This window comes from Actinomycetospora sp. NBRC 106378, from assembly GCF_030269685.1.
Taxonomy (GTDB): domain Bacteria; phylum Actinomycetota; class Actinomycetes; order Mycobacteriales; family Pseudonocardiaceae; genus Actinomycetospora.
Genome location: NZ_BSTT01000026.1, coordinates 15155 through 35792, shown reverse-complemented (window position 1 = coordinate 35792; position 20638 = coordinate 15155). Strand labels below are relative to the sequence as shown.

25 protein-coding genes and 1 tRNA gene are annotated in these 20638 nt (G+C 70.5%); 10 read left to right on the top strand and 16 right to left on the bottom strand.

The features are described 5' to 3' along the window. Positions 1-134: 134 nt before the first annotated feature. Positions 135-210 (top strand) — tRNA-Thr (locus QSK00_RS30160). A 63-nt stretch (positions 211-273) separates the two neighbouring features. Here the strand turns inward: QSK00_RS30160 and QSK00_RS30155 are convergent. The 8 genes from QSK00_RS30155 to QSK00_RS30120 all read right to left on the bottom strand — a co-directional run bounded on the left by QSK00_RS30155 (position 274) and on the right by QSK00_RS30120 (position 5135). Then, complete coding sequence (locus QSK00_RS30155) at positions 274-1500, bottom strand: tyrosine-type recombinase/integrase (protein ID WP_285597213.1); 1227 nt, start codon at positions 1498-1500, stop codon at positions 274-276. Next, the gene (locus QSK00_RS30150; RefSeq protein WP_285597211.1) at positions 1500-1682 is read right to left on the bottom strand and encodes a helix-turn-helix domain-containing protein; all 183 of its coding nucleotides are present in this window, start codon (positions 1680-1682) and stop codon (positions 1500-1502) included. Before QSK00_RS30150 ends, QSK00_RS30155 begins: the two co-directional genes overlap by 1 nt. A gap of 3 nt (positions 1683-1685) precedes the next feature. Continuing rightward, a complete protein-coding gene (locus QSK00_RS30145; protein WP_285597209.1) occupies positions 1686-2033 on the bottom strand; it encodes a hypothetical protein in 348 nt (115 codons plus the stop codon). Then, on the bottom strand, positions 2030-2257 hold the full coding sequence (locus tag QSK00_RS30140) for a hypothetical protein (protein WP_285597207.1): 228 nt from the start codon (positions 2255-2257) through the stop codon (positions 2030-2032). The genes QSK00_RS30145 and QSK00_RS30140 overlap by 4 nt, the downstream gene beginning before the upstream one ends. After that, positions 2254-3492 carry a hypothetical protein gene (locus tag QSK00_RS30135; protein WP_285597206.1) on the bottom strand — a complete coding sequence of 413 codons (1239 nt, stop codon included), beginning with the start codon at positions 3490-3492 and terminating at the stop codon, positions 2254-2256. The genes QSK00_RS30140 and QSK00_RS30135 overlap by 4 nt, the downstream gene beginning before the upstream one ends. Next, positions 3489-3848 (bottom strand): WhiB family transcriptional regulator, encoded by a 360-nt coding sequence (locus tag QSK00_RS30130; RefSeq protein WP_285597204.1) that lies wholly within the window; start codon positions 3846-3848, stop codon positions 3489-3491. The genes QSK00_RS30135 and QSK00_RS30130 overlap by 4 nt, the downstream gene beginning before the upstream one ends. Then, entirely contained in the window at positions 3845-4255 is a 411-nt protein-coding gene (locus QSK00_RS30125; protein ID WP_285597203.1) for a hypothetical protein, read from the bottom strand. The genes QSK00_RS30130 and QSK00_RS30125 overlap by 4 nt, the downstream gene beginning before the upstream one ends. Positions 4256-4358: 103 nt before the next feature. Further along, positions 4359-5135: a GntR family transcriptional regulator gene (locus QSK00_RS30120; RefSeq protein WP_285597201.1), complete on the bottom strand. Its 777-nt coding sequence runs from the start codon at positions 5133-5135 to the stop codon at positions 4359-4361. A gap of 78 nt (positions 5136-5213) precedes the next feature. Here QSK00_RS30120 and QSK00_RS30115 point away from each other — a divergent pair, with 78 nt between their 5' ends. Next, a complete protein-coding gene (locus tag QSK00_RS30115) occupies positions 5214-5636 on the top strand; it encodes an NUDIX hydrolase (protein WP_285597199.1) in 423 nt (140 codons plus the stop codon). Positions 5637-5664: 28 nt separating this feature from the next. Here QSK00_RS30115 and QSK00_RS30110 read toward each other — a convergent pair whose 3' ends face one another. From QSK00_RS30110 to QSK00_RS30100, 3 genes are read right to left on the bottom strand one after another with little or no spacing between them, the layout of a single operon-like run. Continuing rightward, positions 5665-6483 (bottom strand): trypsin-like peptidase domain-containing protein, encoded by an 819-nt coding sequence (locus QSK00_RS30110; RefSeq protein ID WP_285597198.1) that lies wholly within the window; start codon positions 6481-6483, stop codon positions 5665-5667. Then, positions 6480-7376 (bottom strand): TRADD-N-associated membrane domain-containing protein, encoded by an 897-nt coding sequence (locus QSK00_RS30105; protein ID WP_285597196.1) that lies wholly within the window; start codon positions 7374-7376, stop codon positions 6480-6482. The genes QSK00_RS30110 and QSK00_RS30105 overlap by 4 nt, the downstream gene beginning before the upstream one ends. A gap of 14 nt (positions 7377-7390) precedes the next feature. Further along, complete coding sequence (locus QSK00_RS30100; protein ID WP_285597194.1) at positions 7391-8659, bottom strand: rolling circle replication-associated protein; 1269 nt, start codon at positions 8657-8659, stop codon at positions 7391-7393. 1136 nt (positions 8660-9795) lie between these two features. On the opposite strand from QSK00_RS30100, the gene QSK00_RS30095 reads away from it, so the two are divergent. The 3 genes from QSK00_RS30095 to QSK00_RS30085 all read left to right on the top strand — a co-directional run bounded on the left by QSK00_RS30095 (position 9796) and on the right by QSK00_RS30085 (position 11691). Next, positions 9796-10644 (top strand): DUF2127 domain-containing protein, encoded by an 849-nt coding sequence (locus QSK00_RS30095; RefSeq protein ID WP_285597192.1) that lies wholly within the window; start codon positions 9796-9798, stop codon positions 10642-10644. Between the two features lie 286 nt (positions 10645-10930). Continuing rightward, positions 10931-11212: a hypothetical protein gene (locus QSK00_RS30090; RefSeq protein ID WP_285597190.1), complete on the top strand. Its 282-nt coding sequence runs from the start codon at positions 10931-10933 to the stop codon at positions 11210-11212. Positions 11213-11328: 116 nt separating this feature from the next. Beyond that, complete coding sequence (locus QSK00_RS30085; RefSeq protein WP_285597189.1) at positions 11329-11691, top strand: nuclear transport factor 2 family protein; 363 nt, start codon at positions 11329-11331, stop codon at positions 11689-11691. Here the strand turns inward: QSK00_RS30085 and QSK00_RS30080 are convergent. Genes QSK00_RS30080 through QSK00_RS30070 form a run of 3 tightly spaced genes read right to left on the bottom strand, consistent with a single transcriptional unit; the run spans position 11658 to position 14344 of the window. Further along, the gene (locus tag QSK00_RS30080) at positions 11658-12824 is read right to left on the bottom strand and encodes an FAD-dependent monooxygenase (protein WP_285597187.1); all 1167 of its coding nucleotides are present in this window, start codon (positions 12822-12824) and stop codon (positions 11658-11660) included. The genes QSK00_RS30085 and QSK00_RS30080 overlap by 34 nt on opposite strands. After that, complete coding sequence (locus QSK00_RS30075; RefSeq protein ID WP_285597185.1) at positions 12821-13450, bottom strand: TetR/AcrR family transcriptional regulator; 630 nt, start codon at positions 13448-13450, stop codon at positions 12821-12823. The genes QSK00_RS30080 and QSK00_RS30075 overlap by 4 nt, the downstream gene beginning before the upstream one ends. 39 nt (positions 13451-13489) lie before the next feature. Continuing rightward, entirely contained in the window at positions 13490-14344 is an 855-nt protein-coding gene (locus tag QSK00_RS30070; protein ID WP_285597183.1) for a hypothetical protein, read from the bottom strand. Between the two features lie 211 nt (positions 14345-14555). On the opposite strand from QSK00_RS30070, the gene QSK00_RS30065 reads away from it, so the two are divergent. Then, positions 14556-15257 carry a DUF4190 domain-containing protein gene (locus QSK00_RS30065; RefSeq protein ID WP_285597180.1) on the top strand — a complete coding sequence of 234 codons (702 nt, stop codon included), beginning with the start codon at positions 14556-14558 and terminating at the stop codon, positions 15255-15257. A 78-nt stretch (positions 15258-15335) separates the two neighbouring features. Here QSK00_RS30065 and QSK00_RS30060 read toward each other — a convergent pair whose 3' ends face one another. After that, positions 15336-16424, bottom strand: a complete 1089-nt coding sequence (locus tag QSK00_RS30060) for an SPL family radical SAM protein (protein ID WP_285597178.1) — start codon at positions 16422-16424, stop codon at positions 15336-15338. 315 nt (positions 16425-16739) lie between these two features. Here QSK00_RS30060 and QSK00_RS30055 point away from each other — a divergent pair, with 315 nt between their 5' ends. The 3 genes from QSK00_RS30055 to QSK00_RS30045 are packed head-to-tail and all read left to right on the top strand — an operon-like array spanning position 16740 to position 18345. Continuing rightward, a complete protein-coding gene (locus QSK00_RS30055; protein ID WP_285597227.1) occupies positions 16740-17456 on the top strand; it encodes an alpha/beta fold hydrolase in 717 nt (238 codons plus the stop codon). 51 nt (positions 17457-17507) lie between these two features. Beyond that, a complete protein-coding gene (locus QSK00_RS30050; protein ID WP_285597176.1) occupies positions 17508-17789 on the top strand; it encodes a hypothetical protein in 282 nt (93 codons plus the stop codon). Positions 17790-17811: 22 nt separating this feature from the next. Continuing rightward, positions 17812-18345: a DUF4334 domain-containing protein gene (locus QSK00_RS30045; RefSeq protein ID WP_285597172.1), complete on the top strand. Its 534-nt coding sequence runs from the start codon at positions 17812-17814 to the stop codon at positions 18343-18345. A 32-nt stretch (positions 18346-18377) separates the two neighbouring features. Here QSK00_RS30045 and QSK00_RS30040 read toward each other — a convergent pair whose 3' ends face one another. After that, positions 18378-19469 carry a glycosyltransferase family 4 protein gene (locus QSK00_RS30040; RefSeq protein WP_285597169.1) on the bottom strand — a complete coding sequence of 364 codons (1092 nt, stop codon included), beginning with the start codon at positions 19467-19469 and terminating at the stop codon, positions 18378-18380. A 160-nt stretch (positions 19470-19629) separates the two neighbouring features. Here QSK00_RS30040 and QSK00_RS30035 point away from each other — a divergent pair, with 160 nt between their 5' ends. Continuing rightward, positions 19630-20592, top strand: coding sequence for a TauD/TfdA dioxygenase family protein (locus QSK00_RS30035; protein ID WP_502872098.1), 963 nt, complete (start codon positions 19630-19632; stop codon positions 20590-20592). Positions 20593-20638: the final 46 nt, after the last annotated feature.

The following is a 20638-nucleotide window of genomic DNA, read 5'->3' as shown; positions in this document are numbered from 1 at the left end:
GGGTGATCCCGCGGACCGAGCCCGGGAAACTTCATGTTCGGCACCTCGTGGGACGCGGGCGGGGCGGACGACGTTGTCGACCGACCGGGCGACGGGCGGTGTGACCCGGCCCTCGCCTACGATGGTGCCCCAGTGCCGGCGTAGCTCAATCGGCAGAGCACTCGCCTTGTAAGCGAAAGGTCCGGGGTTCGATTCCCCGCGCCGGCTCCAGCTCAGAAGCCCCTTCCCGACGGCGGGTCGGTGCCGATGTAGCAGCGCGTGTAGCGATGGCGTTCACAGCTCCCTCCACTCGATCGCGTCGAGGGCCTGGCGCATGGCGTCGAGGTTGGTGTGCGCGTAGATCGACATGGTCACGTCGATGTGGGCGTGGCGGGCGATCGCCTGGACGACGTGCGGCGGCGTCCCGAGACCGAGGAGCAGGCTGACGACCGTGTGCCGGAGGTCGTGCAGCCGGACGCCGGGGAGGCCGGCCAGCTCGCGGACCTTCTCGAAGTCGCGGCCGAGGTTGCGCGGCTCGGTGGGCGTGCCGATGGTCGAGGCGAACACGAGGTCGTGCTCCTGCCAGACGTCCCCGGCCCTGGTGCGTTCCTCGTCCTGACGGCGGCGGTGCTCCTCGAGGGCGCGCCGGGTCACCTTCGGCAGCGGGATCGTCGCCTCGGACGCCTCCGTCTTGGCCTCGGCGATGTAGAGCCGGCCGTCCGCCCGCTGCACGGTCTGGGCGATGGTGACGGCGGCCCGCTCCTCATCGATGTCCTGCCAGCGCAGCCCGAGCAGCTCCCCGTGGCGCAGCCCGAGCGTCGCGGCGACGACGTAGAGCGCGTAGAGCCGCCGGTCCTTGGCCGCGTCGAGGAGCTTGTGCGCCTGGTCGACGGTGAGGCCCTTGCCGACCTTGTAGCGCGGCACCGAGACCTTGACGAGTTTGGCGACGTTGCGGGTGACCAGCTCCTCGCGTTCGGCGGCCGCGAGGCCGTTGCGGAGCACGGCGTGGACGTACTGGACCTGCCGCTGCGAGGGGCGGCGGTGGCAGCAGCGCCCGACCGCGCAGCAATGCCGGTCCTCCTCGGAGCGGCGGAGGTCGTAGCCCCGCGCGCAGCAGAGGCACCGCTCGCGCACCCCGGCCATGAACGCGCGCACGTCGGCCGCGGTGAGCCGGCGGAGCGCCTTCTTGCCCAGGCCGGGCGCGATGTAGAGCCGGACCGCGTTCTCGTAGCCGACGTAGGTCGTCGGGCGGCGCTCCTCGCGGACGGCGACCAACCAGCGCTCGAACCACTGCGCGACGCTGTACGTGCGGTCGGGGACGGGCACGCCGTTCGCGGAGTTGACCTTGAGTTCGTCGAGCTTGGCCCGCACCTCGTCGAAGCTCGACCCGTACACCGGGCGCCGCTTGATCTGCCCGGACGACGTGTAGACGTACGCGCTCCCGACCCACTTGCCGTCACTGGACCGCTGATAGATCGAGCCCTCCCCGTTCGCGCGCCGAGTTCGCTTCTCGCCGGCCATTACGCCACCTCGGAGTCGAGGAGCCGGGCGACGTACTCCTCCAGCGCCGAGCGCGGGATGCGGCGGGAACCGCCGATCTTGACCGACCGCAGGTCGTGGTTGCGGAGCAGGTCGTAGACCTTGCACCGGCTGATCTTGAGCAGCTCCGCGGCTTCCTCGGCGGTGAACAGCAGCGCGTCCATGGGTCAGTCCTCCACGAGGTGACGGCCGATGTGGCCGAGGTCGTTGTGCGCGGCGGCGAGCTGGTCGTGCAGCGCGTCGGCGAGCTGGCGGGAGTCGTCGAGGTGGTCCATCGCGAACCCGAAGGTGCGCACGACTGGGACGCCGGGGCGGTCGTCGTAGTGCGCGGCGAAGTCCGCCCGTCGGGCGGAGCGGCGCAAGTGGTCGAGGAGCTGGGGGAGCCGGGCGACGAGCTCTCGGAGGTTCCCGACGACGACGGCGGCCGACGGTCCGTCGAGCGGGCCGTGATGGGCGGCGTGGTTGGCCGCTCGGAGCTGTTCGGCGGCCTGGTCGACGTGCTCGGCGATGCTCATGGCCTGGCCTCCTGGGGGACGGTGGCAGCGCGCTGGGAGGCGTCGCCGAGCTGGCGGGCGAACTCGGCGGTGCTGCTGGTGACGGCGGGGCCGAGGGCGGGGATCGCGGCGAAGAGCAGGCAGACGGTGACGACGCCGGCGAGGACGGCGGGGCCGGCCTTGTGGCTCTTGGCGAGCAGGGCGGTGACGAGGGCTGCGATGAGGACCAGGGCGAGCGGGCTCACGCGGTCCTCCGGGCGTCGCGGGCGATGCGGTCGCAGTACGAGCCGTAGCCGCCGAGGTAGGGCGCGCGGAGCCGGACGCAGTCCTGGCCGGGCGCGGAGAGGTAGGCGATTCCCGGGGCGGTGTTGGCGTGCTCCGAGCCGAGGCGGCGGGCGTCGTCGCCATGCAGCATCGCCAGCGACTCGGCGGGGACCCGGAAGGAGAGCCGGACGGCGAACTGGTCGCGGGCATAGCCACCGCCGACCGCGTTGGCCTCGAACCGCTGGGCCAGCATCAGCACCCGGAACGCCGCCTTGCGCCCCTCGGAGAGCAGCCGCAGCACCGACGACGTGATGCGCTCGGCGAGCTTGCGGTCCTTGGCCTGAGCAGCGCGGAGCAGCCCGGGGAACTCCTCCAGCGCGACCAGGACAAGCGGTGTCTGGACGGTCGGGACGACGTTGTCGACGCGGGGCGGCATGGTGTCGAGGCGGTCGTCCATCCACTCGACGAGCCGGTCGAGGTGGGCGGCATGTGCCTGCAGGTCCTTCGAGCCAGTGACCTGGTGTTCGCGGTGGACGGTGCCGTCCCACGCGCGCCCGAGCAGCAGGCCGGTGATGTCGGAGCCGGTGATGACGACGTCTCCGGCGGCGGCGAGCTGTGCGAGCAGCCCGTAGGAGAGCTGCGACTTCCCGGACCCGTTCTGGCCCTGCACGGCGATGTGCCCGGGCGAGGCCAGGGCGTGCTCGACCAGGGCGCCGTCCTCGCGGCGCCCGAGCAGGATCGGATCGTCGGCTCGGCCCACGACGTCGTGGGGGAGTGCGAAGGTGGAGGCGAGTGGGTCGACCTCGAACAGCACGACCCGCACCCAGCGGGCGCCGATCGGGGTGACGCGGAGTCCGGCGAAGCCGAGCGAGTGGGCGAGGCGCAGGGCGTGGGTCTCGATGTCGGTGGGTTCGCCGCCTGGCATCAGCTCGACGGTGAACGACGTTCCCGCCGGCCCGACCCGCAGCCCACCGAAGCGTGGGGTGCGGACAGTCATCCCGGCGGCGTTGTCGACGAGCTGGCACAGCCCGACTCCGGCGCACGCCTCGCGCCACAGGCCCCGCATGTCCGCCTCGAGCATCGCGAGCGCGGCGAGGCGCTGTTGTTCGGCGGCCCGAGCCCGAAGGCGGTTGATCAGACGCCGCGCTCCGCCAGGGCCACCGGTGTACCAACGCACCGGCTCCCGCAGCGCAGGCGTGCGAACCGTCAACGTCATACCGACTCCTTACCTAGACACCTAGAGCAGATGTCGCCGTCTACGACCGGCATCGGGAACAGCAGCGAGCACGCCGAACACATCGGCTCGTGGTCGGCGACCGGGTCCGGAACGCCGGCCATGCGGGCCCGGCGGATCATGCGCCGGTCGGTGGGCGTGGTCGCGGCCCACAGCCCGTGGTCCTGCCCGGAGTCCAGCGCCCACCGCAGGCACTCGGTAGCCACCGGGCAGGCCGAGCAGATCGGGGCGACGGCGATGCGGTGGCGGGCCACGATCACCGTCGTGTCGTCGTCCGAAGGCGGGAAGAACAGCTCCGGGTCGGCATCCCGACACGCCGCGTCCCGCTGCCACGTCATGACGCCGCCGCCTCGGACGTCGAGCCCTGCCCGGCGCGCGAGCGCGGCGCCGTGGAGGCGGTGGAACGAACCTCCTGGCAGCGGTACCAGACCTGGGCGCCGGTGACGTTGCCGTTGCGGTCCTTCTTGTCCATCACGCCGATCTCGAAGCCGACCAGCTCGACCGGGGTGGCCGGGGCGAGGTCGGCGCCGGGCGCGCGCTCGGAGACCAGCCCGACCTTGATGATCTCGTTGGTGGCCCGGCCGAACTGGCGGAAGCGGGCGACGAACTGGGCCTCCCATTTGGGCAGGCCGTCCTTGGTGGTCTCCTGCCGGAACGAGTCCCCGAACGCGGTCTTGGGCTCGCAGGACAGGAACAGCAGCGACTCGAAGGTCGCGGCCTGGTCGATGGCGAAGTTCTGGATCACGGACTCTCCTCGGTAGCTCCTCTAGACAAGTCAACTGTAGCAGTTCTGGCTTAGTCGTCTAGAGGAGTATCGAGGGGTGTTGTGGAGACGTGACCTCGTCTGCTCAGCGGGCCGGAACCTCATACTCCAGCACGTACGCGGGGGCCGCCTTGAGGGTGTCGCAGACCTCCAGCGGACGGCCGGCCGTGTCGTAGGCGGTGCGGACGAGGACGACCACCGGCACGCCGTCGGTGAGCTGCAGCCGACGCCGCTCCTCAGCGGTGGGCATCCGGGCCGAGACCTCTTCGGTGAAGTGGTCCAGCTCGAACCCCATGTCCTCCAGGCGCGCGTAGATGCCGCCCGGGCCTGTGTCCGCCTCGACAATGCGGGAGCCGGCCGCCACGGAGGCGGGCAGGTAGGACACCGCGGTCTCGACCGGCTGACCGTCAGCGAGGTAGCGCCGGGACCGGCTCACGACCTCCTCGTCGTCACCCAGGCGCAGCCGGTCTCGAATCTCCGGTGCGGCAGGGCCGGTAGCGATCTCCAGCTGGTCGACGTTGGGCGTGAAGCCCGTCTTCTGCGCCTCGACGCTGAACGCCGCGAGGCCAGCCTCTCGGTGGCGCCGCGCGAACCGCTCGGAGGCGAGCCGTCGCACCTGGACCGGCTGCCGGACGAATGTGCCCTTGCCGTGCTCGGCCACGACCCGGCCCTCGTTGCGCAGCTCCTGGACGGCCTGCCTGACCGTCATCCGGGCAACGCCATAGTGCTCGATCAGCTCTGCCTCGCTCGGCAGCTTGTCGCCAGCCACGAGGGTGCCGCGGTCGATCAGCTCGCGGAGCTGGTCGGCGATCTGCCGGTAGGGCGGCCGGTCGCTCGCGCGGTCGATGGCCCCGAGCTGCACGGCTCCTCCAGACGACTGGACCTCTACGATCGATTCCGAACGCTACCGAACGTCAGCAACCGTCAGGAGGCGACAGTGGTGGACACGCCCAAGCACTCGGTGAGCGTCGCCGGCATCGTCGTCGACGACCAGGACCGCGTCCTTGTCATCCAGCGCCGCGACAACGGCCACTGGGAACCGCCCGGAGGTGTGCTGGAACTCGAAGAAACTCCGGAGGACGGCGTGCGACGGGAGGTCTTCGAAGAAACAGGCATTCAGGTTTCGGTGAAGAGTCTGAGTGGCGTGTATAAGAATGTTTCCCGTGGCGTGGTCGCACTGGTGTATCGATGTACGGCCGAGGCTGGGTCTCCACGAGTCTCAGATGAGACAGTTCGCGTCGAATGGAAGAGCTTTGCAGACGCGATTTCTGGAATGGACGACGTTTATGCGATCCGAGTCGAAGACGCTATTATAGGTGAGACTTCTGCGAGTAGGTCACACGACGGGGTACGCCTGTATTGAGAGACTCTCAGTGTGCTTTCCTCAATTGCTAGCTTGATATGTCAAGTTCTCGAAATTTGTGACGGACGGCTTCTTCGACGGAAATCCAGTTGAAGACGACACCGAGGTCCAGCATTTGTTCGTAACCCAGCTCCGGAGCAAGCTCGCTTGCGCCCTTTACCAAGTGCGCCCTTGCTACTACACCTAGAAATAGAACCCGGTCGCCAGTTATCACGGTATTTCCTTCTCGATACACGCCGTCACTGAGACTGAAAACTGGACTGCCGCTGCTGCCCCGGAAAACCGAAGCGTCGATCAGGAAGGACGGGTCGCCACCGTAGTTCAGCTGAATGGGCGTTGCAGTAAATCCCCGTCGGCCGATAGGTGTGAGATTGACTCTGTCGTGCAATGCGTTGGGGTATCCAACAAAAGTGATGGATTCGAACACGTCGAAGGTCTCAAGTTGCGATTCGGATGGAGCCATGGCGCGGGCAACCATTCGGAAGCACACGGCTTGACCTTGCGCCTGTAGTGCGTTCAAGAATGGACCGGCTGCGGCTACTGAGAGGTCGACTCGCGAGCTTGGGTGGTGGGTCCAGTCCTCTCCGCTAAATTTGACGGTTACCTCTTGCCCCAAGAGAGGGTTGCCCTCGTCGTCGGCGCGGACGAGTCTGATCGTGCCGCCGGTGCACTCTTCAACAATATGCCTGTTTGTCACCAGAGCGGGAATGTTGTGCTCGGTTGTCTCAGACGCTTCGTAGAAGAAGCATGTTCCGGTCTGCCTTCCGCGAGGGCCGTCACTCTGAATAATGGCCGTGCAGAACAGCAGTGCTCGTGCCGTACTGTTTATCGGGAAGCCAGATTTCATTCGATCGCCTTCCGCTCGTCTTGGCGCTCCAATATGGAGCCGAGCTGACTTGGTACGGCATCCGGAAAGATTAGCTGCAGAGCGGCGATTCCGAGCAGCTTCTCTTTTACCGTCTGGTCGCGAAGACTATTGGCGATCTTCATCGCCCGTGCGGTTGATTCACCTTGTTCTACACTCTTAGCGAGTTGTCTTGCGCTCTCGTCGCTCCGCTTTCCGGCGTCTCTCGACTGGAAAAAGAGTAGCCCGCTGAGGGCGGCCGGCAGAGCGCCGAAGAGTGCAGTGATAGTCCCAGCGTCCTGGCCAGTCAGTACAACGATCGCCGCGCCGACAAGTACCAGTATCGCCGCGACAGCACCGAGTACGAGGCTCGCGTAGAAGCTGACCTTCTGCTGACTGACGGCTGCCCGGTGATGCTCTAAGTAGTATGTAGCCTTTTTCTCTGATGTGCCGTCGTCATCAACGAGCGGAGGAGTGTCAACCTGCGCGGCATCCAGGCCCGGTCCTGTGAACGTGTAATCGACCCAGTCGTCCGCATCGTCAGCCTGACCACTACCTGAGGAGATCGAGACGTCCACTTCGTTTCCGACCTCGCGCCGGTCCGTACCCTCGTCTCTCAGTTCGGCTGCTTTGCGCTCCCTCGCAGCTTTTGCGAGTAGCTCCGCTACGGAACGAGCCTTACCTGACTCTCCGCGATCTATGCTTTTCGCCCTCGACGCAAGGCTCTCGATCGCTGCTCTCTCTGCCCTCTCCGCCTTTGATCGTGCCCTAAACGTAGTGTAGACAGTAAGGATTGACGCGAGAAGACCTCCGGCTGACGCGACCAGTGCCGTGACTTGCGCGCTTGAGCCGCTGTCCTCAGGGCTGGCCGCCTGTAACGCCAGGGAGAGCAACATTGGGCTCGCTTACTCTAGACAGTTCCGCACTTGGGTCCCGACGTGACGGGCAGCGGCGCAACAATAGACGGCCTACCGGCTCCACGCACTGAGCCATCTGGATCACGTCGAAGTCCTTGCTGGCAGTGTCTTCCAGTAGAGCCGTCGGCGTGTTCTAAGCAACCCGCCACCACGGCGGTAAAGCTCGGCGCGTGGTTAAGGGCGATCCAGCCGCGGTTGCCGTTGGTCATGAGGCGGACGCGGGTGCGGCTACGGCGGTAGTAGACGCGGCCGGACGACTGGTCGACGCGCTGGACCCACCGCGTGTGAACCCGGCCTTGCGCCTTCGCCCAGCGGCGTGCGATCCGCCCAGCGCGGATGCCATTCTCAGCGGTCACGTGCACGGTGCTGGTGGCACGTCGGAGTGTCCAGACGCCCCAGAAGCGGCCGGGTCCGGTGCCTGGCTGCGACCACTCCGGCGGGACGTCGTGCTGGTACTCCTTGGCTGCCACGAGGCCGTGCTTGGTGAAGTACGCCGCGACCCGGCGTGGGTCGGTCGCGCGTAGGCCCTCGGCGTAGTCCAGGGCGGTGCCGGCCAGCTCGTGGCGGCGGCGCTGCTCGGGGTCGGGGTGGGCGACGACGTCGGCCCACGCGGCGGAGAGCCACGCCGCGAACCGCTCGCCTGTCGTCGCGGCGGTCCCGTGCGGTGGGGTGCAAAGCATGTGAAGGTGCGGGGCGCCCCGGCGCTGGAACTCCAGCTTCCACACACACGCCCACTCCTCACCCCACGCCCGGGCGTACCGCTTGCGCAGCGCCTTCATGTGCCGCTTGAGCACGGCCCCGGTGGGGACGACGGTGAGCCAGTCCCCGGGATAGGTCAGCGTCACCATCGCCGGGAGCCGCCCACCCTCATAGAGCGGGGTGTAGTCGAGCTCGCAGAGCCGCCGCACCATGTTCGCCCGGGACTTCCGCGACCAGGACGTGATCGCCGTCCGTGGCGTCGGAGGCTCCGGCCACTCACCGGTCGCGACGAACGCGGCCACCGCGGCGTCCACGTCCTTCACCCGGGCTGAGCGAGCCCGCTCCTCAGTGCGCTCCCGCTTGGACCAGTCCCGGCACGCCACGGCGAAGATGCCCGGCCCCACCGTCAGCTCCCATCGCGGGCCCTCCGCCAGGGCGCCGGGCTCTTCGCGGATCGCGGGCAGCATCGCGGCAGCGGCGTCGACGAGCTCGGGCGAGGGGAACGACGGGGACCACAGCCCGGCAACGGTGTCCGGGATCGACTCTGTCTGTTGGTGCTGCACGGGGGTCGTGCGGCCCGATATGGCACATAGAACAAGCCCAGGCGCGCGGCCCTCGGCTGGCGCCGGGGCGGCGGCCGGGTCGGACGCGCCCGGCTCCCGCCGGGCGCTCCTGTCTTCGACCCGCTGCGGCGGGCCGGCCACGCCTCCCACGGCCGCCACAGACGCAGCAGAGGAACGCGGCGACGGGCTGTACGAACGCCACGGATCAGGCAGCGCCCGGAACCGAGAGCGCGACGGGGAGGACGGCGAGGTAGGCGGGTTGCTCGAGCTGGACGGGTGCGACGACATGACGTGGCCTCTCGGAGAGGCCGTCTCGCGTGCGTGCTGGCCGGGGGCGGGCGTGCGTCATCGCCGCAAGACCCGGTGTGGTTCTGCGGTGCGCACGCCGAAGGGCCGTCTCGCGGCCCTGGTGGTCAGAGCAGCGAGACGGCGACGGTCGGAGTCAGCGGGCGGGGGAGCGGCGCAGGGAGGGGGAGCCTTCGGCGACCAGGCGCTCCGCCCTGGACCAGGACACCGACCTCAGGAGAGGAGGCAGCCTCGTCGAGCATGTGGCGGAGGGTGCGGTGGTGGTCGGGACGGGGTCTCTCCCTCGTCGGCGCTCCCGGGGTCTGACAGCCCGCCCGCACCAGCGCAAGGGCCACGCTCTGGAGGAGCGCTGCCGGTGAGGTCGAGGAGGTGGCCCTTGCCCCGGCACGATCGATCTGTCCGAGGCGACCCCGCGCCGCCGAGGGAGAGACCCCGAGGCCGGTTCTCGGGAGAAGCGCCGTGTAGCAGCCGTGTAGCGGCGGCCTGGCGTTCACGGCCGTCCGGCAGCGTCCGACGAGCGGAACCGTACCGAGCGACGTCGTCGAGGAGACTCCTCTAGACGAGCCGCACGGCTCTTGTAAGCGAAAGGTCCGGGGTTCGATTCCCCGCGCCGGCTCCAGCTCAGCAGCCCCTTCCCGACGGCGGGTCGTGGGCGCGCTGCTCGGGTCGACGGCGGCGCCGGCACCGCAGCACGTGTCGTACCTGCGGTCTCGATCATGGTCGATGCGACATCCGACGGGTTGGTCCGCAGATCCACGCCGGTATGGCCCGGTCGAGGGCGAGATGAAGTTGCGTCCGTTCGATGCTCGGGGATCGGGTAGACGACGCAGATGGTCTCCCAGCACCGCCCAGAGGACTTCGAGTCCCCGCCCGGCGTCGAGCAGCGTCGACGACGCCACCGGGTGCGCTTCGAACTCCTCGGCTGCGCCTGGAACGGCCACCGACTCGTCGGCACCGACGCCGCCCAGATCAGCGAGGACGACGCCCTGGTGGCACGACCCGCCGGGAGCGCCACGCGGTGGCACCGGTGCCTGCGCTGCGACGCCTGGTCGCTGCTCCCGCTCCCCGACGCGCCGACCCGGGACCGCCCGCCCGGCCGGGACGAGATCGTCCTGCCTGCCCGCGGCGAGCCCCTCAAGAGCCGCTACGTGCTGCGCCTGATCGCCCTGACCCGAGCCTTCAACGTGCTCGTTCTCCTGCTCGTCCTCGGCGGTGCCGTCGCCGTCCTGATCAACCAGACCTCGCTGCGCGACGACCTCTTCGCCAACGCCGACGCCCTCCAGGCCGTGCTCGGAGGACAGCTCGTCGGCGAGGTGGAGAGCGTGCTCTCCGGCGGCGCAGGTCCGCTCTGGCTGATCGCCATCGGCATATTCGCGCTGCTGGCCGTCGAGACCGCCGAAGGCGTCGGACTGTGGCGCGCCACCCGGTGGGGCGAGTACCTGACCTTCGTCATGACGACGTTGCTGCTGGTCCCCGAGGTCCTGCAGCTCACCAGCTCGATGAGCCCCGGGACGATCATCGGCATGGTCGTGAACATCGCGGTCGTGGTCTACCTGCTCGTCTCCAAGCGCCTCTTCGGTCTCCGAGGCGGAGCCCCTGCCGTCAAGGCCGAACGCGACCACGACATCAGCTGGGACGCCCTGGCCCGCCACCTCCCCGACAGCCCGGTGCGAGTCTGAGGACTTCGCCGATCACGATGAGAGGGAGTCGGCCGACCGACACCCCGGCAGGGTCGTGTCCGAGCCCGATAGAGGTAGGTCCAGGGCATCTCGTCAGCGGGTGGTCCGGGCTTCGGCCCCGCGCCGGCTCCAGGCCAGAGCCTCTTTCCCGACGACGGATGCGGGTGCCGCGGTAGCGCGGCTCGTACTCGTGCGGCGACACGCCGCGCCCCATCGGCGTGTCGCCACACACGCGCAGGCCGGGCCACCCTGGCGCTGCGGAGCGACGGAAGACTCCGTACCAACGGTGGGCGAGGCGACTGAAGACGGAACGAACCCGGTTCGCCGCGCTGTCGGGGAGTTGTTGCACGTCGCGGAACACGGGCGTGACCTCTGCCCGCCCGGGCGTGACTCACAGGAGTGGGCGAACGGAGTCCTGTACGACTTCGCTCGGGTCGCCGAGCTGCTCGACGGCGCCGTGGAGCGGGTGTCGGGTCGGCGCAACGAGACCGTGGCCGACAACGCGCATTCGCCGGCCACGGTGATCTCCGCACACCGGAACCTCGAGGTCGGGCGCTCGGCGAGCTGATCCCGCCGGGGCGGGTCCTCGTCCGTTGCAGGACGGCCGCGGACAGGCCGACCTGCGGGGAGGGGACGCGCCGATCGCAGTAGCCTCGCGCGCCCCGCCATCGCAGAAGGAGCCCCGTGCCGGACATCGACACCCTCGTCGACGCCACCCTGCTCGTGTTCAATGAACGTGACCCGGAGGCCCGGCTGCGGGCGATGGCCGAGGTCTACGCCGACGACATCGTGTTCACCGACGTCGAGGGGTCGCTGCACGGGCACGTGGCCATCAGCGAGAAGGTGCAGGGCCTGTTGGACTCGGCGCCCGGGTTCGTGTTCACCCAGGCCGGTCCCGCACACGTCCTCGATGACCTCATCCACGCGCCGTGGACGTTCGGCCCGGCCGACGGAGAGCCGGTCGTGCGGGGCGTCGACATGAGCCTCGTCGTCGACGGCAAGGTCGCGCGGCTCTACACGGTGCTGCTGGGCGCCGCCGACGGATAGTCCTCGAGCTCGATGTCGGTCGCGAAGCGGTCCATCAGCGCCATGACGCCCAGGAACAGCGGCGCGACCGAGAAGAGCTTGTTGCGCAACCAGATGCGGGTGCGGGTCGGAGGCGCCAACAACGCGCCCGCGTTGACCTTGTCGGCCACCTTCGCGTAGCCCCGGAACTTCGCGTCGTACGCGGCGAACGCGCGGGACGCGTCCCCACCCGCCGTCATGAGCTCCCCCGCGAGGACGTACGCGCCGACGAGCGCGAGACCCGTCCCGAACCCGCCGAGGGCGTTGCCGTACGCCGCGTCGCCGACGAGCACCACCCGCCCGCGCGAGTACCGGTCGACGCGCACGCGGCTGATCGAGTCGAGGTGGAAGCCCTGCGCGTCGGGCAGGGCGTCGAGCAGCTGCGGGACCTTCCACGAGGCGCCGACGAAGGCGTCGCGCAGTGCCTGCTTCTGGGCCTCGACGTCCCCGCGCTCGACGCCGAGAGGGGGAGACGCGAACACGAAGAACGCGGGCGCCTTCGGCCCGCCGGTCGAGGCCATACGGCCCGGCTCGTTGTACATCTCGTCGCCCTCGACCAACCGGCCCCCGACCTCGAGCAGCGCGTAGTAGTGGCCGAGGTGCGTGACGTAGTCCGACTCCGGACCGAACGCGAGACGCCGCACCGTCGAGTGGATGCCGTCGGCACCGACGACCAGGTCGAACCTCTGCGACGGCGAACGCCGGAAGGCCACGTCCACCCCGTCGGGCGTCTCGTGCAGCGCGGTGATCGAGTCGTCGAAGACGTAGCGGCAGGTCGTGGCGGTCCGCTCGACGAGCAGGTGCGCGAGGTCGCCGCGACGGATCTCGATGTCACCGCCGCTGAACGCGGCCGGCGTGATGCCGATCGTCCGGCCCTCCGCGTCGACGATCCGCCCGTCGTCGCCGCCACCGGTGGCGAGGCGCTCGACGTCGTCGAGCAGGCCCATCCGCCGCAGCACCGTCAGGTGGGTCTCGCCCTTGAAGTCGACCGCCTGACCGCCGGGACGGACGGCCGGCGCCTGCTCGACGATCGTGACCTCGAAGCCGTAGCGCGCGAGCCAGAGGCCGAGGGCGGGGCCGGCGATGCCGGCGCCGCTGATCAGGACGCGCGTCACGACGCGGCCTGCACGAGGCGGCGGTAGTGGGCATCCAGGTCGGAGAAGGCCAGGCGCGCGGTCTCCTCCAGGGGCTCCCCGACGTCGGGTGGGAAGTCCCCGCGCACGACCGCACCGCCGATGGTGTCGCCGACCAGGTGCAGCACCGCCACGAGTGCGGCGGCGTGCACGTGCGCCAGTCCCGGGTTCAGGGCGGGGTCGGTGAAAGCGAGGGCGGCGCGGACCATGGCCACCTGCTCGTCGCGGACCTCCAGTCCGAACCGCCGGACGACGTGGCTGCTGACGCAGAGCGCGAAGAACTGCCCCCGCTGCTCCGCGAGATCGTCCGTCCGCGCGCGCTCGATGTCCTCGAGCGCCACGACCTGCAGGGCCTGCGCCGGGCTGGTGTCCGCGGAGCGGTGGAGGACCAGGTCGTGCAGGCGCTGCCGAATCTCCTCCGCCCGGTCGAGGACGAGGTCGGTCTTCGCCGGGAAGTAGTTGTAGACCGTCTGCTCGGCGACGTCGGCCGCACCCGCGACGTCGGTCATCGTCACGTCGTCGAACCCGTGCTCGGCGAACAGGTGCGCCGCCACGTCGGCGATCCGGTGTCGGGTCTCGGCCTTCTTGCGCTCCCGCAGTCCTGTCACGGAGTTAGGGTGACACGAACTCTAGGGTTACTCCAACTTTCAGCTCGGGAACGGGCTCCGCAAGGCCTCGTCGGGACCGTCGAGGGCCTGGGCGAGCCGTGTGGTGTCCATCGTGACGTCGAGGATGAAGCGCTGGAACATCGACAGCATCGCGACCAGCGCGGCCCGCTGGGTGTCGTCGACGACCTCGCCGGCCCGGGCGGGCGAGAGGCCGGCCGCCGTCGGGAACCCCCGGACGATCGCGCGGGCGCGGTGGAGCAGGTCGCGGGCGCGCAGGTCGTAGTCGACGGTGCGTACGACGGGCGCGAGGACGCGGTCGTGGAGGGTCGCGAGCTGCTCGGGCCAGGCGGCGAGCACGCGGAAGTCGCTGGCGGGGCCGTGGTGGAGGTGGTCGTCGACGATGCGGTCGAGCAGGCTGAGCACGTCGTCGCCCGCGGTGCGCGGGTCGACGAGCGTCAGCTCGGGCATGTCGGCGGGCGCGCCGTCGGGGAGGGCGGTGCCGTCCCAGGACCCGTCGTCGTGACCCCCCGACGACCGCCCGTGCAGGCCCTCCGACCACGCGGTGATCAGCAGCAGGTACTTGGCGTTGCCGTAGTGCAGGGCGCGCACGGCCGCGCGTACGTCGTCCGGGACGTCGACGCGGGGCGGGGGCTCGGGCAGGGCGGCCAGCGCGCGGATCTCGTCGGCGGACCGCTCCAGCCCGACGGTGCCGAACACCGGCCGGGCCGCCTCCCACGCGGCGGGGACGTAGTCGCCGAAGCGGGCCATGCACCGGGCCGCGAACATCACCCACGGCACGCGGAGGGTGTCGCGCATGCTCGTGTAGGCCTCGGCCAGGGCACCGGTGGCCTCGTGCTCCTCGACCTGCGGGAAGGCGGCGCGGGGGGTGGGCATGGGGTCAGATTCGCAGACGTCGAGCCATGTCGCCCGAAAGGGTGACGCATCTCGGATCGGTCGCGCTCCGGTAACGGCGAGGGTGGTTCTCCGCGAGAGAGGGAGCATCAACCGCACGGAATTCGGGGGCACGGGCATGACGCAGGGAATCGCAGGGCCGCGGCACGGTCGACACGTCGGACAGACCGCGGACTCGCCGTTCGACGACGCCATGACGACGCCGATTCGCATTCCGCGGTCGGCCGTTCCCGCCGCCCGTCCGCAGGTCCCGATGCAGCGCGGTGTGGCGCCGCAGCAGCCGCCGTCCGTACCGCCGCAGCCGCCGGTCCAGCCGCTCCCGCCGCAGGCCAACGGCCTCGCGACCGCTGGGCTCGTCATCGGGATCGTCGCCACCGTGCTGTCCTTCATCCCGTTCGTCGGCACGGTTTCCTGGGTGCTCGCGCCGATCGGGCTGGTGCTCTCGCTCGTCGGCCTGGTGAAGTCGACGAAGGCGCGGAACGGTCGCGGGAAGTCGATCGCGGGAATCGTGCTCGGCGTCGTCGCCCTGGTCATGTGCATCCTCTACACCGCGGTCTTCGTCGGGAGCGTCAGTTCCGTCGCGCAGCAGAGCGCGGCGGTGCACCAGGTCACCTACGAGGTCACGACGGCGAAGAAGACGAACGTGACCGTGACCTACAGCCAGTCGCGGAACGACAACCTGTCGATGGCCTCGGTCGGCGACACCGCCTCGCCGTGGAGTGCCGACGCCCAGGTCTCCGGCCTCGTCGGCCCGACGATGACCGCCACCCTCAGCCCGGACGTCGATCACCTGGGCCGCGCGGACACGATCACCTGCACCATCCGCGAGGACGGCGTGCAGGTCGCTCAGAACACGGCCACCGGCCCCAACGCCTCGGTGTCCTGCGCGAAGTAGCACGCCCAGGTCGACCCGAGCGGGCCGCTCGTCACGGAGGACCGTGATGGGCGGCCCGTTCGTGCAGGTCGAGAGAGATCAGGTCCAGTACAGGACCCGGGCGTGCGGCAGGTGCTCGTCGATCCGGTCGGTGATCGTGGAGCGCAGGTGGTCCATCACGTCGTTCGGATAGACGTGCTTGACCGCCCCGAACTTTCCGCGCTTCTGCTTGCGCTGCTCGGGGTCCATCTCCAGCTTCGACGCCGGGTACCAGGTCTCGAGCGTCTCCCGGCTGCCCGGCGTGAAGCGGTGGGTGATGCACTCGATCGTCAGGTCGGCGTCCGCCGGCACGGCCGCCGCGACGTCCGCGAGCAGTGAGGAGTACGCGGCCTCCCATCCCTCGTCGGGGATGATCGGCGCGAGCGTGACCCCGACCGGCCAGCCGGCCGACGCCAGCGTCCCGAGTGCGGCCACGCGGGCGGCGACGGGGTCGGTGCCGCCCTCGTAGCGCGGCCACGGCGAGAGCGAGAAGCGCAGCCGGGTGCGGCCGTGGTGGGGGAGGTCGAGCAGTGGGGCGACGTCGGCGAACTTGGTCGTGGCCCGGAGCTGCACGGGCCCGGACCAGTCGTGCGTCCCCACGTGCGCGATCGCCGCGGCCAGCGACCCGGTCGCCGGCTCGATCCCGAGCGGGTCGGTGTAGCAGGACGCCTCGAAGGTCGTGCCCTCGTGCGCCCGGGCCTGCGACGTCGACGTCACGTGCCCCTGCCCGACGTAGCCGTCGAGGTTGGCCAGGATGCGGTCGAGGTCGGCGTAGACCCGCGTGATCGGCGGACCGGTCAGCGACCCGGCGAGATAGCAGTACTGACAGTGCGCCGGACAGCCGCGTGCCAGGTCGACGCGCCAGTCCGCCGACGGCGGGATCGGGTCCAGCTTCCGTGCGGAGTCCGGGCTCACGACGACGGCGAGCGTCGCCTTCGCCCGCGCGTACGTCTCGCGCTCGGTCCCGCCCTTCACGCCGGTGATCCGGTCGACCTTGAGCAGCTCGATGTCGTCGCACCCCAGCGCCTCGCAGCGGCGGACGATCTCGTCGGCGTGCGCGTGCTCCTGCGCGGCCCGGGTGACGCGGACGTGCTTCGGCACCCACGGCTTGTGCGGGCGCGGCGTCGCGGGACGAGCGGGGGCGGCCATCCGGACGGGTACCCGGCGTCGGGTCGCTCGCCCCCTCTTTCGGACCCCGCTGTGGGGCGCGCTCCGCAGGGCACGGTCGGCACGTGAGCGGGCGGGAGTCGCTCGACCGCTGACCGGGCCGGATCAGGTCGTCGCGACCCGGTTGCGCCGGCTCCGTCCCGGCCGGGGTCGCGGGCGGAGCGGGTCCGGCGGACCGGGTCGGCGTGACTCGGATGAACCGGCGCGGTTCGGCCCGGACCGGGCGGAGCACGCCGGTGACGCCGCGCCTCGACGCTTGCCCCGACCCGACGTCGGGAAGTCGGAGGCGTGGCGATCATGGAGAACGGCGACGTCCGCATCCACTTCGAGGAGCGCGGCGAGGGCTTCCCGGTGCTCGCGTTCGCGCCGGGCGGGCTGCAGTCGTCGATCGAATTCTGGTCCGCAGCCCCGTGGGACATCCCGGAGGCGCTCTCGGGCGACTACCGCGTGGTGCTGATGGACCAGCGGAACGCTGGGGAGTCGCGGGCGCCCGTCCGCGCCGACGACGGGTGGGACAGCTACACCGACGACCACCTCGCCCTGCTCGACCACCTCGGGATCGAGCGCTGCCACCTGCTCGGGATGTGCATCGGTGGGGCGTTCATCGCGAACCTGCTGCAGCGGGCGCCGGAGCGCGTCACCTCCGCGGTGGTGCTGCAGCCGGTCGGGCTGGAGGGCAACCGCGAGCTCTTCCACGGCACGTTCGACGACTTCGCCGCGAAGCAGGGCGAGCACCACTCGGAGGCGACCGCGCAGGACTGGGCGTCGTTCCGCGACCACCTCTACGGCGCCGACCACGTGCTCTGGAGCGTTCCCGACGAGGCCGTGGCCCGGTTCGACGTACCGCTGCTGGTCTTCGCAGGTGGCGACGAGCCGCACCCCGCGTCGGCGTCGTCGATGCTCGCGGACGTGGCCCCGGACGCGACGCTGATCGAGCGGTGGAAGGCGCCGGAGTACAACGACGCGGCGCGGGAGTCGATCGCGGGATTCCTCGCGCTGCACACGCCGTCCTGATCAGGTGAACGTCGATGCTGTTCACTATGCGTAGCTCTAGTGTCACTCGACGTGAGTGTCATCTCCGACGCGACCCGTACCCGGATGGTCGCCCGCACCGTGCTGGTCCAGATCGAGTCGCTCGTCGACGAGGGGCTGAGAGGTGCTGCGGTCGACGCGCTCGTCGACGACGCGGAGGCCCTCGCCGTCGCGCCGTTCGCGCGGGCGTGCCAGGACCCCTTCCCGCACCTGTGCCGGCTGCGCGACGTGCTCGACGACCTGGTCGGGCTGACCGCGCAGGGGCTGGTCGTGACCCTCGACGACCTCATCGCGCGGAGTGCGCGGCTCTCTTGACGGTCACGGCAGACTGTTTCTTATGACGGCCGTCGAGGACTTCACCACCCTGCTCGCCCGGACGCCCGTGTCGACCGACGAGGCACTCGCGCTGTTCGACTCGCTCGACCCGGTGTCGGTCGACGAGATGATCGGGCAGTGGTGGGGTTCGGAGTTCCCGACCGGCCACCCGATGGACGGCCTGCTCGCCGCGACCGGCTGGGCGGGCAAGCGCTTCGACTCGGCCGACGAGGTCCACCCACTGCTGTTCTGGAACGCCGACCGCAGCGACGTCTTCGCCGTCGACCCCGCGCTCGTGCCGATGAACCTGCCGCTCCCGACGGCTGCGCGGAAGCCCTGGCTGCACAAGGTGATCACCCTCGGCCGCCCCGTGATGGGCACCTCGAAGTACACCGCGCGCCTGCGGATGACCGAGTACCGCGGGGTCACCAGCGCGACGATGATCTACGACGCCCGCCCGATCAACGACGTGTTCCACCGCGTCGACGCGACGACCCTGCTGGGCTGCATGGACTTGCGGGACGCGGCGCCGTACTTTTTTGTGCTTCGCAGGTGAGCACTAATCCGTGTCTGAACACGGATTAGTGCTCACCTGGGCGCAGCCCACACCGCAGCCAGCCGCGACGCCCACTGCGGGGCCGCGTACGCCTCGACGTCCGTGCGGGCCCGGGCGCCGAGGGCGAGCCGGCGTGCGTCGTCGTCGAGCAGGTCGCCGAGCGCGCGGGCGAGCGCGGCCGGGTCGGCGACCGGGACCACCGCGCCGTTGACGCCGTCGTGCACCAGCTCCGGCAGCGCACCCACCGGCGTCACCACGGGCGCGATGCCGTGCGCCATCGCCTCCAGCACCGCCATCGGCAGGCCCTCGTGCGAGCTCGGCAGCACCAGGAGCTGCGCGCGCCGCAGCAGCTCGTCGCGCTCGGCGCGGTCGATCCAGCCGACCACCTCGACGACGTCGCCGACCCCCGCCGTCGTGACCGCCTCGCGGACCTGGTCGATCTCGCCGTCGCCGGCCGCGACCAGCCGCAGCCGCGCCCGCTGGGCGGGGGTGAGCCGCGCGCAGGCGTCGATCAGGTCGTAGATGCCCTTGCGGACCCCGAAGCGGCCGAGGAAGAGCGCCCGCACCGACCCGTCGTCGTGGACCTCGGGGGACGGCGGGAGCTCGACCGGGTTGGGCAGCGCGACGACGCGGTCGGCCGGCACGCCGAGCCGCTCGCGGTACGGCGCGCGCAGGGTCTCGGAGAGGACGACGAGCCGGTGCGGGCGCAGCAGGCCCCGGACGAGGGCGCGGGCCGGGCGGGGGAGCGCGTCGAACCAGTCGAGGAACTGCGAGCCGTGCAGGTGCATCACCACGCGGGAGCCGGTCCGCCGCGCCACCGCACCGAGCAGTCCCTTGCGCAGCACGGACGCCCGCTGGGAGACGTGCAGGTGCACGACGTCGGGGCGGTCGCGGCGGATGCGCCGGGCCGCGGTGACGGTGCCGCGGACCATCGTGGCGAGCCGGTCCGGCCCGTCGGTGTGGGTGGTGACGACGGCGAGGTCGGCATGAGCGGGCAGGTGTCGCTCCAGGACGTGCTGCACGCTCCCGATCCCGCCGCGGGCCTGCGCGCGGGGGCCGACCACCAGGGCACGGGGTCGGGCGGTCACGCCCGCCGTCTCGGGGGCCTCCTGCACGTCGGTCACCGGTCGTACTCCTCGCGTCGCTCGTCCCCCCGGTCCGGTTCAGATGATCGTCTTCACGTGTCGTTCACGTGTCGGCGGGGTTCGGGGCGGATGTCGGACGCCCACCGGCGCGCCCCGCACGGCGACCGGTTGTGAACGACGGCGCCAGCACGCAAGATCAGTGCTCGTGACGACCCTCCTCGACTCCGGTGACCCCACCGGCGAGGTGGGCACGGGCCGTCCCCGTGCCACCCCCGCCATCGACCTCCTCGAGGGCCGGCGCTCGCTGCGCCCCCTGCAGGGCGACGGGCCGGAGCGGTGTCGTTACGAGGGCTTCGCGTTGACCCCGGTGGGGGTGACGCTCGGCGCCGAGGTCCGCGGCGTCGACCTCGCGCGGCCGCTCGACTTCGCGCTGCGCATCGAGCTCAACCGGGCCCTGCTCGACTGGAAGGTGCTGTTCTTCCCCGACCAGCACATCTCCTCGACCGAGCAGCGCGCCTTCGCCCGCCAGTGGGGCGAGCTCGAGACCAACCCGCTGCTGGAGGCGGGCGAGGACCCGAGCGTCGTGCGCTTCGCCAAGGGCGGCGACGGCCCGCAGACCTACGAGAACATCTGGCACGTCGACACGTCGTTCCGACCTGCGCCCGCCATGGGGGCGGTGCTGCGGATGATCACGACGCCGCCGTTCGGCGGGGACACCCTGTGGGCCGACATGGCCGCCGCGTACGACAACCTGGCCGACGAGGTGCGGGCGCGGATCGACGACGCGGTCGCGGTGCACGACATGGTCCCGGGGTTCGCGCGGTTCCTCGACGCGGACAAGCTCCGCAGGCTCGAGGACACGTTCCCGCCGGTGACCCACCCCGTCGTCCGGATCCACCCGGAGACCGGTCGCCGCACGCTGTTCGTCAACGGCGCCTTCACCACGCGGATCGTGGGGATGGAGCAGGCCGAGTCCGACGCGCTGTTGCGGCACCTGTTCGCCCAGGCGCACACCCCCGAGTACCAGGTCCGCTACCGCTGGACCGAGGGCACCGTGGCGTTCTGGGACAACCGCGCGACCCAGCACTACGCGGTCGGTGACTACGGCTCGCACACCCGGGTCGCCGAGCGCGTGGCGATCCTGGGCGGGAAGCCGTACTGAGGCCCTCGTAGCGAACGGCACTCTCGCAGCATCTATGTGCGCGAGA